This window comes from Rhodoferax sp., from assembly GCF_014859475.1.
Classification (GTDB): domain Bacteria; phylum Pseudomonadota; class Gammaproteobacteria; order Burkholderiales; family Burkholderiaceae_C; genus Rhodoferax.
Map to the genome: position 1 here is coordinate 1 of NZ_JACUUE010000077.1, position 11,444 is coordinate 11,444.

12 protein-coding genes are annotated in these 11,444 nt (G+C 62.9%); 9 read left to right on the forward strand and 3 right to left on the reverse strand.

The annotated features are described in order from the left end of the window. The 3 genes from IBX54_RS08420 to ruvA form a co-directional block, all read right to left on the reverse strand. A partial coding sequence (locus IBX54_RS08420; RefSeq protein WP_296542221.1) for a branched-chain amino acid ABC transporter permease occupies positions 1-704 on the reverse strand: 704 nt, incomplete at its 3' end. Positions 705-1,021: 317 nt separating this feature from the next. Continuing rightward, the gene (locus IBX54_RS08425; protein ID WP_296542222.1) at positions 1,022-2,218 is read right to left on the reverse strand and encodes an ABC transporter substrate-binding protein; all 1,197 of its coding nucleotides are present in this window, start codon (positions 2,216-2,218) and stop codon (positions 1,022-1,024) included. 78 nt (positions 2,219-2,296) lie between these two features. Continuing rightward, positions 2,297-2,869, reverse strand: a complete 573-nt coding sequence (ruvA, locus tag IBX54_RS08430) for a Holliday junction branch migration protein RuvA (protein ID WP_296542223.1) — start codon at positions 2,867-2,869, stop codon at positions 2,297-2,299. 190 nt (positions 2,870-3,059) lie between these two features. Between ruvA and IBX54_RS08435 the strand changes: the two genes are divergently transcribed. From IBX54_RS08435 to ruvC, 9 genes are all read left to right on the forward strand, one after another. Continuing rightward, positions 3,060-4,103 (forward strand): PhoH family protein, encoded by a 1,044-nt coding sequence (locus tag IBX54_RS08435; protein ID WP_296542224.1) that lies wholly within the window; start codon positions 3,060-3,062, stop codon positions 4,101-4,103. Then, positions 4,100-4,543, forward strand: coding sequence for an rRNA maturation RNase YbeY (ybeY, locus tag IBX54_RS08440; RefSeq protein ID WP_296542225.1), 444 nt, complete (start codon positions 4,100-4,102; stop codon positions 4,541-4,543). The genes IBX54_RS08435 and ybeY overlap by 4 nt, the downstream gene beginning before the upstream one ends. 103 nt (positions 4,544-4,646) lie before the next feature. Next, a complete protein-coding gene (locus IBX54_RS08445) occupies positions 4,647-6,722 on the forward strand; it encodes an RNB domain-containing ribonuclease (RefSeq protein WP_296542226.1) in 2,076 nt (691 codons plus the stop codon). Continuing rightward, entirely contained in the window at positions 6,719-7,576 is an 858-nt protein-coding gene (locus IBX54_RS08450; protein ID WP_296542227.1) for an energy transducer TonB, read from the forward strand. The genes IBX54_RS08445 and IBX54_RS08450 overlap by 4 nt, the downstream gene beginning before the upstream one ends. Positions 7,577-7,596: 20 nt before the next feature. Beyond that, positions 7,597-8,439, forward strand: coding sequence for a shikimate dehydrogenase (gene aroE, locus IBX54_RS08455; protein ID WP_296542228.1), 843 nt, complete (start codon positions 7,597-7,599; stop codon positions 8,437-8,439). A gap of 4 nt (positions 8,440-8,443) precedes the next feature. Continuing rightward, positions 8,444-9,226 carry a transglycosylase domain-containing protein gene (locus IBX54_RS08460; protein ID WP_296542229.1) on the forward strand — a complete coding sequence of 261 codons (783 nt, stop codon included), beginning with the start codon at positions 8,444-8,446 and terminating at the stop codon, positions 9,224-9,226. 59 nt (positions 9,227-9,285) lie between these two features. Then, complete coding sequence (locus IBX54_RS08465; RefSeq protein WP_296542232.1) at positions 9,286-9,897, forward strand: 1-acyl-sn-glycerol-3-phosphate acyltransferase; 612 nt, start codon at positions 9,286-9,288, stop codon at positions 9,895-9,897. 12 nt (positions 9,898-9,909) lie between these two features. Further along, positions 9,910-10,899, forward strand: coding sequence for a phosphatidate cytidylyltransferase (locus IBX54_RS08470; protein ID WP_296542230.1), 990 nt, complete (start codon positions 9,910-9,912; stop codon positions 10,897-10,899). After that, positions 10,896-11,444: a crossover junction endodeoxyribonuclease RuvC gene (gene ruvC, locus IBX54_RS08475; protein ID WP_296542231.1), complete on the forward strand. Its 549-nt coding sequence runs from the start codon at positions 10,896-10,898 to the stop codon at positions 11,442-11,444. The genes IBX54_RS08470 and ruvC overlap by 4 nt, the downstream gene beginning before the upstream one ends.

Sequence of the window (11,444 nt, forward strand, 5' to 3'; positions counted from 1 at the left end):
CCGATCACGATCACCACAAAGGCCAGAATCAAAATGCTCTCGCCCATGCCGACCTGCACCGCCAGCAGCGGCCCGAGCATGCCGCCAGCCAGCGCGCACAAACCCGCGCCAATGGCAAACACCAGCGTGAACAGGCGCCGCACGTCAACGCCCATGGCCAGCGCCATCTCGCGGTTCGAGGCACCAGCGCGCACCTGCATGCCCAGCCGCGTGCGGGTCACCAGCAGGTACAGCAAGCCGGCCGCGGCAAGCCCCACGGCGATGATGAACAGGCGGTAAGCCGGATAACTCAAGCCCGGCAACAGCTCCACCGGACCGGCCAGGGCGGCGGGCGGATTCAGTGCAATCGGCTGCGAACCCCAGACCATGCGCACCGCCTCGTTGCTCATCAGCAAAATGGCAAAGGTGCCCAGCACCTGCGACAGGTGGTCGCGCTGGTACAGGCGGCGCAGCACAGTGAGCTCCAGCAGTGCGCCGAGCGCCGCTGTGGCGACAATACCTAGCACCAGCCCGGTCCAGAACGAGCCGCTGGCCAGCGCAATGCTGGCAATCAGGTAAGCCCCGATCATGTAAATGGAGCCGTGCGCCAGGTTGATCATGTCCATGATGCCGAACACCAGCGTCAGCCCGGCGGCCAGCAAAAACAGCATCAGCCCGAACTGCAGGCCGTTGAGCGACTGCTCCAGAAGCAGAATGCCAGTCATGACTGATAAATTCGAGCCGTCATCGCGAGCCCACCGTATCGGCCCGATACCGAACACGTACCTTGAACAAAGACATCGTCACTGCGAGCCTGCCGAATCGGCTCGATACCGCACACAGACCATGAACCAACCCCGTCATCGCGAGGCCGTAGGCCGTGGCGATCCATGCAGTCGGCAGTCATGGATTGCTTCACTGCGTTCGCAATGACGGGGATAGTTCGCAATGACGGAACCTGTTCATGGAAAGCGCAGCGCGGCAGTCCACGCAGTCGGTGGGCACGGCTTGCCGCACGTCGTTCGCAATGACAGCCATAGCGTCAGAGCGCCGGCATTTTGCATTCGCCCACATAGGCATCGGCGTGGTCCTTGAACACAGTGCTCAGGGTGCGGTTGGTGATGCGGCCCTGCGCGTCCTTGGTGATCACACGCAGGTAGTAGTCCTGAACGGGGTAGCCGTTGCTGTTGAACTTGAAGGCGCCGCGCACCGAGTCGAATTTGGCGGCCGCAATGGCCTTGCGCAGCGCCGCCTTGTCGCTCAAGTTGCCCTTGACGTCGCGCACGGCGGCATCCATCAGGCGGGCAGCGTCATAGCCCTGGCTCGCGTACAGCGTGGGCAGGCGGCCGTAGTCTTTCTGAAAATCGGCCACAAAGCGCTGGTTGACCGGGTTCTGCATGTCGTGCGCCCACTGCGAGCTGTTGAACATACCGAGCATGGGTTCACCCACGGCGCGGATCACATCTTCATCAGCCGAAAAACCCGGGCCAAACAGTGTCATGTCCTTGGACAAACCGGCGCCGACAAATTGCTTGATGAAGTTGATGCCCAGGCCGCCCGGCAGAAAAATGTAAACCGCATCGGCGCCAGAGGCGCGCATTTTGGACAACTCGGTACCGTAGTCCAGCTGGCTCAGGGGGGTGTAGGCTTCAGAAGCAATCTGCCCCTTGAAATAGCGCTTGAAACCGGCCAGCGCGTCCTTACCTGCCGGGTAGTTGGGCGCCAGCAAAGCAACTTTTTTGAAGCCCTTGTCCTGCACCGTTTTGCCCACCGCCTCGTGCAGGTTGTCGTTTTGCCAGGCGACATTGAAAAAATAGGGGTTGCATTGCGCACCGGCCAGTTGCGACGGGCCGGCGTTGGCGCTGATGTAGAAGGTTTTGGAATCGAATATCGGCTTGCCGACAGCCAGCATCACGTTGGAAAACACCACACCGGTCATGAAATCCACTTTGTCCTGCTTCACCAGCCGGGCGGCGGTCTGACGCGCCGCGTCGGGCTTGCCCTGGTCGTCGGCCACGATCACCTCGACCGGCAGGCCACCGAACTTGCCGCCCGAATGTTTGAGCGCCAGGTTAAATCCGTCGCGAATATCAATGCCTAAACCCGCGCCGGGGCCAGATAAGGTGCTGAGCATGCCCACCTTGACCTTGTCGGCTGCGTGGGCAGGCGTGGCCAACAAGGCCAAGGCAGCCGCTGTGGCCAATGTCAAATGAAGCGTTTTGAGACCAGTCGTTTTCATCAAGGTGTCCTATCAGGGGGTTGAACAAAAAATGAGCCCACAGGCAATTCGGATCGCCATTGTCGCGGAGCTTGCAAACTATTTCGCCAGCGCCTTCAGCGCCAGCTTGATGCCGTCGCTCACGCCAATGTCATTGGGCAGGGCTTTCAGCGCGGCGGCGGCCTCCTTGTCACTGTAACCCAAGGCCAAAAGTGCCTGCAAGATGTCGCCCTGGGCGTCGCTGGCCAGGCTGCTCGGCACGCCAATGTCAGGGCCGAGCTTGCCCTTGAGTTCGAGCAGCAGGCGCTCGACGGTTTTCTTGCCAATGCCGGGCACCTTCATCAGTCGGCCGCCCTCCTGCAGCGTGACGGCCTGCGCCAACTCGGCCACGCTCATGCCCGACAGCACCGACAGCGCCGTGCGCGGCCCAACGCCCGAAATCTTGATGAGTTCGCGGAACGCGGCGCGCTCGGCCGCGGTGGCGAAGCCGTACAAAATCTGCGCGTCTTCGCGCACCACAAAGTGCGTCAACAGCGTTACCTTGACACCCAACTCAGGCAGGTTGTAAAACGTGCTCATGGGCACAAACACCTCGTAACCCACGCCGTGGCAGTCCACGATGACCATCGGTGGATTCTTGTCGTCCAGGGTGCCAGTTAATTTACCGATCATTTTGTGCCTATCATTCAGTTTGTTTTTCGTTAACGTTAAAGAACGTCGTCATTGCGAACGAAGTGACGCAATCCATGACTTCCGAAGACATGGATCGCCACGCTACGCTCGCGATGACGCTGCTCTTTCATCATTCGGGGTGCCGCTCCGGATGCAAGCAAATTAGTCCGCCATTCGAGAATTATCAACTTTGATCCTCCGACACCTATTTTCGCCGCCCAACAACACCCGCCTGGGCCACCTGTGCGGTCCCATGGACCAGCACCTGCGCACCATCGAAGCCGCGCTGCAAGTCAAAATTGCGCACCGCCACGAGCAGTTCAAGGTCGATGGCATCAAAGCCAATGCCAAGCGCGGCATGGAAATGCTGCAGGCCCTCTATGAGATCGCGGCACGCCCGATCGAGCCACGCACCGTGCAGCTGATGCTGGCCGGTGACGGCGACGTGCACGGCGCGGAAGGCCCGTCGCTCAAGACCAAACGCGCCGACCTGAAACCCCGCTCCATCAACCAGGCGCATTACCTCGACAGCATTGCCAGCCACGACATCACCATCGGCATCGGCCCGGCCGGCACCGGCAAAACCTACCTGGCGGTGGCCATGGCCGTCGATGCGTTGCAGCGCAGCACGGTGCAGCGCATTGTGCTGACCCGCCCGGCGGTGGAAGCCGGTGAGCGACTGGGCTATTTGCCCGGCGACCTGGCGCAAAAGATCGACCCCTACCTGCGCCCGCTGTACGACGCGCTTTACGACCTGATGGGCTTCGATGCCGTGCAAAAAGCCTTTGAGCGCCAGAGCATCGAGATCGCGCCGCTGGCCTTCATGCGCGGGCGCACGCTCAACACCGCTTTTGTCATTCTGGACGAGGCGCAAAACACCACGCCCGAGCAGATGAAGATGTTTCTGACGCGCATCGGGTTTGGCTCCAAGGCCGTGATCACCGGTGACGTCAGTCAGATCGACCTGCCCAGCACCCAGCTCAGCGGCCTGATCGACGCCGAGCGCGTGCTCAAAGGTGTCGAAGGCATTGCCATCTGCCGCCTGACCAGCGCCGATGTAGTGCGGCATCCGCTGGTGGCGCGTATTGTCGATGCCTACGACGCGCCGGGGCGCATCAACCTGTACCCGCGTGACGACGCATTGCCGGTTGCGCCGCTAAGCGCCCCGACTCAAACCATAGATAAGACCACACGCAAGACCACGCGCCAACCCACTCGCAAACCAATCAAATGAACCAGCTCACCCTCTCGCTGCAATTCGGCAAATTTGAAGATGCGCCGCTGCACCGCGCCGCTCTGCCGCGCCACAAAGTGGCACGCTGGTTGCGCGCCGCGCTGCAAAGCGACGCCGAGCTCACCGTGCGCATCGTCGATGCTTCTGAGGGCCAGGCCTTGAACCGCGACTACCGCAAGAAGGACTACGCCACCAACGTGCTGACCTTCGACTACACCCAGGAGCCGGTCGTGACCGCCGACCTGGTGCTGTGCGCGCCGGTGGTGGCCGCCGAGGCCAAAGAACAGGACAAGACCCTCGAAGAACACTACGCCCACCTGCTGGTGCACGGCGCGCTGCACGCGCAGGGTTGGGACCATGATGAGGACGAAGATGCCCAGGTGATGGAGCTGCGCGAGAGCGAGATCATGGCGCGGCTCGGGTTTGATGACCCCTATTGACCCTCAAAGCGACGAATACCATCGCGGCGAGGGCGCCGCTCCTACAAAAAAGCCCGCCATCGGGCCGATGGATGCCCACCCCCAGCCGTGGGACAATTCGCCGATGTACTTATTATTTGAAGAAACCGGCAAATTTCTGGCCGGTCGCATCCTCTCCGAGGCCGACACCTCCGCCCAGGTGGAGCTTGACTCGGGCAAGCGTGTCAAGGTCAAGTCGGCCAATATGCTGCTCAAGTTCGACAAACCCGCGCCGCACGCGTTGGTGACCGACGCACAGGCCGTGGCCGCCGACATCGAGCTTGACATGGCCTGGGAATTTGCCCCTGAGGGCGACTTTGGCTTTGCCGATCTGGCGCGCGACTATTTCTCGGAACACGCCACGCTGGCGCAACAGACCGGCACGCTGATGGCGCTGTATGAGGCGCCGCACTACTTTCGCCGCGCCGGCAAGGGCCGCTTTAAAAAGGCCCCGGCCGACATCCTGGCCCAAGCCCTGGCCGCCATCGAAAAAAAGAAACAGATCGCGCTGCAAATCGAAGCCTGGGTCAAGGAACTGAGCGAGGGCATCTGCCCCCAAGCCATCCGCGACCAGCTCTACAAAATCCTGTTCAAGCCCGACAAGAACGCGCCCGAGTACAAGGCCGTGGTCGAAGCCTCGCGCGCCACGCACCTGGGCCCGCTCGACCTGCTGATCAAGGCCGGTGCCATCGACTCGCCCTACCAGTTCCACTGGAAACGCTTTTTGTTGGAGAACTTTCCCAAGGGCACTGGTTTTCCAAAGTTTGACGCGCCGCCCATCAAGGACGAGCTGCCGCTGTCAGCCGCACGGGCGTTCTCAATTGACGACTCGGCCACCACCGAGATCGACGACGCGTTGTCGGTGCAAGGCCTGGGCACTGGCACCGTCGTCGTCGGCATTCACATTGCCGCGCCCGGTTTGGCGATCCAGCCCGGCAGCGCGGCCGACGCACTGGGCCGGGCGCGCCTGTCCACGGTCTATATGCCGGGCTACAAGCTCACCATGCTGCCCGACGAGGTGGTGCAAAGCTACACGCTCAAGGAAGACTGCGACTGCCCGGCGGTGTCGCTCTATGTGACGCTCGACGAGGCCACCCTGGAGATCAAGGCCGCCGAGACCAAACTCGAGCGCGTGCACATTGGCGCCAATTTGCGCCATGACCAGCTCGACACCGTGGTCACCCTGGAGTGGCTGCAAGACCCGACTTTCATGCACGACACCGACCCACCGCCGCTGCAGCACAAACGCCCGCAGCTGTCGTTTTTGTACCGGCTGGCGCAAGACCTGAAAGCCAAACGTGAGGTGGTGCGCGGCAAGCCCGAAAACTTCAACCGGCCTGACTACAACTTCAGACTGGTCGGCAATGATGGGGCTGAGCCGCAGGGAACCGAACAAGTTGAGATCAGCGTGCGCCAGCGCGGCGCGCCGCTCGATCTGATCGTGTCCGAAGCCATGATCCTGGCCAACAGCACCTGGGGTAACTGGATGGCCGAACTGGGTGTGCCGGGCATTTACCGCAGCCAGGCATCGATGTTGCCCGGTGTCAAGGTGCGCATGGGCACACGCGCGCTACCGCACGCAGGCATTGGTGTCAAAAGCTACGCCTGGAGCAGCTCGCCACTGCGCCGTTATGTGGACTTGCTCAACCAGTGGCAAATCATTGCCTGCGCCCGGCACGGCAAAACCGCCGCGCTGGTGGCGCCGTTCAAGCCCAAGGATGCCGAGCTTTTTTCGATCATCTCCAGCTTCGATGCCGCCTACTTTGCCTACAACGGCTACCAGAACGCCATCGAGCGCTTCTGGACGCTCAAATACGTGCAGCAGCAGGCCATCACCGAGTTGGAGGCCACCCTGTTCAAGGACAACCTGGTGCGCGCCGACCACCTGCCACTGGTGCTGCCGGTGATGGGCGCGCAAGACCTTCCGCGCGGCGCGCGGGTGCGCGTGAAGCTGGGCGACATCGACCTGGTGTCGCTCGATATTCATGGCACGGTGCTGGAGCGCCTCGATGCCGAACCCGAGGTGTTTGAGGCCGACGAAGAGCAGGACGACGACACCGTGGTCGGCCCGATCACCATCGCCGTGGACCTGACTGATGTCGATGCAGTGGCCGACGCCACCGCCAACCCGCCTCGCGCAGAGGCCGCCAGCGCGCCGTGAACCTGCTGCCGCTCAGTACCCTGCAGATCGCTTTGGGCGTCTCGATCGCGCTGCACGCGGCGCTGCTGACCGTGCGTCTGGTGGACCCCCAGGCCTTCAACCGGGTGCTGCAAGACAGCCCGCTCGAAGTCATTCTGGTGAATTCAGACACCCGCGAACAGCCTGACAAGGCGCAAGCCATCGCACAGGCCGCGCTGGCTGGCGGCGGCGAGGCCACGCGCGGTCGTGCCCAAAGCCCGTTGCCGCCGGCCCTGCTCAACGCCGAGGGCCAGGACCAGGAACAAGAGCAGGAACGCCAGCAGCGTGAGATGCGCGAACAGCAACACCTGATGCTCCAGAAAGTCAAGAATCTGCTGGCCAAACTGCCGCCCGATGAGCCGCGGCAGGAAACGCTGAGCCCAGAGCAGGCGCAACGCGAGCAAAAGCAGAAGCAGCTCGTCAAGCAGCTGGCCGAAATCGAGCGCCGCATCAACCTGGAAAACGCCCGCCCGAAAAAGCGCTACATCAGCCCGGCCACGCGCAAGGCGGTGTATGCGCTTTATTACGACCACTTGCGCCGCGCCATTGAAGACCGGGGCACGCAGAATTTCCCACAGGCTAACGGCCAAAAGCTCTATGGCGCGCTGACCATGGTCGTCAACATCAACAGCGCCGGTGTCGTGCTCTCCACCGAGGTGGTGCAAAGCTCCGGCAACCCAATGCTGGACCGGCAGGCGCGCGCCATTGCCAGTAGTGCCGGACCGTTTGGCAAATTCAGCGCTGCCATGCGTCGTCAGGCTGATGAAATTGCCGTGGTGTCACGCTTCAACTTCACCCGCGACGACACGCTGGAAGCCCACCTGAACGGCCAATAAACCCTGCAGCGAACCACCCAATGACCACCGACCTCTACTGCGTGATGGGCCACCCCGTGGCGCACAGCCGCTCGCCCTGGATCCACGCCCGCTTTGCCGAGCTCACCGGCCAACAACTGCACTACGACAAGCGCGACATTGCGCCGGGCGACTTTGCCCGCAGCGTGCACGCCTTCATTGAAGAAGGTGGTCGCGGCTGCAACATCACGGTGCCGTTCAAGTTCGAGGCCGCAAAAATCGCCAGCCGCACCAGCGAGCGCGGCTTGCTGGGGCGGGCCTGCAATGTGCTGACGTTCAGGGACGGCCAGATTCTGGCCGACAACACCGATGGCATCGGCCTGGTCAATGACATCGAGCGCAACGCTGGCTTGTCGCTCAAGGGCCTGCGCTTGTTGCTCATTGGCGCGGGCGGCGCCGCTGCCGGCGTGCTGGGCCCGCTGCTGCAAGCCGGCCCGGCGCACATCAGCGTGGCCAACCGCACGCAGCACAAGGCCGCCGAGCTGGTGGCGCGCCATTTGCCGCTGGCAGCACAGCATCAAACCGAACTCGAAGCGCATACCCTGCACGGCTTCGCGGCGCCCTTTGATGTCATCATCAATGCCACCGCCACCAGCCTGAGCGGCGCGGGCGTGCCGGTTGAGGCCCATGTTTTGAAGCCGCGCGCGCTGGCCTGCGACATGATGTACGGCCCCGCATCGCAAGGCTTCCTGGACTGGGCGCGTGCCCACGGTGCCACGCCGCGCGACGGCCTGGGCATGCTGGTGGAGCAAGCCGCCGAGGCCTTCTTGATCTGGCGTGGCGTGCGCCCACCGTCCGCCCAGGTGCTGGCCGAGTTGCGGGCTGTCATTGCGGGCGGGCACTAAGGCCATGAAATCATTCTGGCGCTGGCTCGCTCTGGTGGCGCTCGCTTTTGTGCTGCTGCAACTGTTTTTTGTGGCGCGCATTGCCGCCATGCTGGTCATCAACCCGCAGTCCACCGCCTTCGAGCGCTCCGAAGCCTGGCGCCTGGCCAGCCAAAAAGGCACGCTGCGCTGGGGCCAGCAATGGATGCCGTATGACAAGATATCCAACAACCTCAAGCGCGCGGTGATCGCCAGCGAGGACGACGGCTTTGCCAGCCATGAAGGCGTGGACTGGGATGCGATCGAGAAGGCCTGGCAAAAAAACTCCCGAGCACAAGAACTGGCGGCGCAGGCACAAGCCAGAAATGCTGCCAGAAACGCCACCACAATCTCGCCCAAGGCCACCAAAACACCCACAGCCAGGCCGGTCAAGCAAGCCAAAATTGTGGGCGGTTCCACCATCACCCAGCAGCTGGCCAAAAACCTGTTTTTATCGGGCGAGCGCACGTTGCTGCGCAAGGGCCAGGAATTTGTCCTCACGCTGATGCTGGAGGCCGTGCTCAGCAAGGAGCGCATCCTGGAGATTTATCTCAACAACGTCGAGTGGGGCGAAGGCGTGTTTGGCGCCGAGGCGGCCTCGCTGCACTACTTTCGCAAGCCCGCGGCGCGCTTAAGCACGTATGAGGCGGCGCGGCTGGCGGTGATGCTGCCACGCCCCAAGTACTTCGAAAAGCTGCCCAATTCAAGCTATGTGGCGGGCCGCGCCGGCACCATTGCACGCCGCCTTGAAAGCGCCGAACTGCCATGAGCCGGTTGCCCCGCCTGCCGCAAAACTGGCGCAGCCGTGCCGCCGCCTGGGCCTCGCCGCTGGCGGCCAGCGCGGTGAGCCTGTTTTTGCTGGGGCTCATCCGGGTGCTTACCGGTGCCCAGGCGCGCTGGTGGGGTTGCCCGCCCAAGGCCGAGCAGCGCATTTACTTTGCCAACCACCAGAGCCACGCCGACCTGGTGATGATCTGGACTGCCCTGCCCAAGGAGTTGCGCCGCAGCGTCAGAGCCGTGGCGGCACGCGAATACTGGACCAAATCGCCCTTCAAACAATGGATCACCACGGCGGTGTTCAACGTGATTTATGTTTCGCGCGAGCGCCACGCGCTTGAGGACCCGCTGGAGCCGCTCATTGACGCCCTGGCCGCCGGCGACTCGCTGATTTTGTTCCCCGAGGGCACGCGCGGCCATGCCGACGACCCGCAGGCTTTCAAGGCCGGGCTCTACAATCTGGCGCTCAAGTTTCCGCAGGTGGAACTCATTCCGGCCTGGATCGCCAACGTGCAACGCGTCATGCCCAAGGGCGAAGTGGTGCCGGTGCCGGTGCTGTGCTCGGTCACCTTTGGCGCGCCGATCCAAGTGCAGCCCGGTGAAGGCTGCCACGCCTTTTTGCAACGCGCCCGCGGTGCCGTCATCGCCCTGCGCGACATCTGAACCCTGTTGTCCATGTACCAAACCCTGAAACATCTCAGCGCGTCGCAGCAGGTCGGTGCCATGTTCGTGCTGGTGTTCGGCTTGTTGCTGCTGGCCTCGCTCATGCTGTTTTTGTTGTCGATGCGCGAGCATGACGACGTGCAGGCGCAGCAAAGCCACCGGGATCGCATCAACGACCTGAGTCAGCTGCTGCGCACCAGCTGGGCGCTGATTTTTGTCTTCTGGGTGGCCTGGCTGGCCGGCGACATCACCCGCCTGGTGCTGTTTGCGCTCGGTTCCTTTTTTGCCCTGCGCGAGTTTTTGACGCTGTCGCCCACGCGCCAAGGCGACCACCGCAGCCTGGTGCTGGCTTTCTTTGGCGTGATGCCTTTCCAGTACTACCTGGTGGGCACCGAACACTTCAACCTGTTCACCGTATTCATTCCGGTCTATGTGTTTCTGGCGCTGCCGGTGGCCAGCGCGCTGGCCAACGACCCGGTGCGCTTTCTGGAGCGCAACGCCAAGCTGCAATGGGGCATCATGGTCTGCATTTACGGCATGAGCCATGTACCCGCCCTGATGCTGCTGGACTTTCCGCGCTACGACAAGCAAAACGCCTTTCTGGTGCTATTTTTGGTGCTGGTGGTGCAAACCTGCATGGTCACGCAGCACCTGATGGCCCGCTACCGGCCGCGCCCCCCGCTGGCGGCCAACATCAGTCAAAGTTTCAACTGGCACAGCTGGAGCTGGGGCATGGCGGCGGGCAGCCTGCTGGGCGCGCTGCTGGCGGGCATCACGCCTTTTGTGCCAGGCCAGGCCTTTGCCCTGTCGTTCATCGCCTGCGCCGCCGGGTCGTTCGGGCATCTGGTCATGAAAGCCATCAAACGCGACCGCGGCATTCCGATCTGGCGTGGCCAGGGCAAATCGGTCACCGGCGCCGGCGGCATGCTCGACCGCATCGACTCGCTGTGTTTTGCCGCGCCGGTGTTCTTTCATTCGGTGCGCTGGTACTTTGGTTTATGAGAATCCTCGGCATCGACCCCGGCCTGCGCACCACCGGCTTTGGCGTGGTGGATGTGGATGGCTCCGATTTGACCTACGTGGCCAGCGGCACCATCAGCACCACCCACCTCGACAAAGACCTGCTGCCCGAACGCCTCAAGGTGCTGTTCGACGGCATCCGCGAAGTGGTGGCGCGCTACCAGCCCGACGCATCGTCCATCGAGATCGTGTTCGTCAATGTCAACCCGCAATCCACCCTGCTGCTGGGCCAGGCGCGCGGTGCGGCCATTACCGCGCTGGTGTCGTCGGATTTGCCGGTTTCGCAATACACCGCGCTGCAGATGAAACAAGCCGTGGTGGGCTGGGGCCGCGCCAGCAAGGGCCAGATTCAGCAGATGGTCAAGCGCCTGCTGAATCTGCCCGGCCTGCCCGGCCCCGACGCCGCCGACGCGCTGGGCCTGGCCATCACCCACGCCCACGCCCACAAGGCCATGGCCCGGCTGGCGCTGGCCGACGGTGTGATTGGCGCTGGCAAGGGAAAGTACAAAGCGGGCAGGAGCCGATGA

Coding starts and splice junctions, on each gene's coding strand:
- IBX54_RS08470 (WP_296542230.1), top strand. CDS start 9,910: ATGTACCAAACCCTGAAACATCTCAGCGCGTCGCAGCAGGTCGGTGCC.
- ruvC (WP_296542231.1), top strand. CDS start 10,896: ATGAGAATCCTCGGCATCGACCCCGGCCTGCGCACCACCGGCTTTGGC.
- IBX54_RS08425 (WP_296542222.1), bottom strand. CDS start 2,218: ATGAAAACGACTGGTCTCAAAACGCTTCATTTGACATTGGCCACAGCG.
- aroE (WP_296542228.1), top strand. CDS start 7,597: ATGACCACCGACCTCTACTGCGTGATGGGCCACCCCGTGGCGCACAGC.
- IBX54_RS08460 (WP_296542229.1), top strand. CDS start 8,444: ATGAAATCATTCTGGCGCTGGCTCGCTCTGGTGGCGCTCGCTTTTGTG.
- ybeY (WP_296542225.1), top strand. CDS start 4,100: ATGAACCAGCTCACCCTCTCGCTGCAATTCGGCAAATTTGAAGATGCG.
- ruvA (WP_296542223.1), bottom strand. CDS start 2,869: ATGATCGGTAAATTAACTGGCACCCTGGACGACAAGAATCCACCGATG.
- IBX54_RS08445 (WP_296542226.1), top strand. CDS start 4,647: ATGTACTTATTATTTGAAGAAACCGGCAAATTTCTGGCCGGTCGCATC.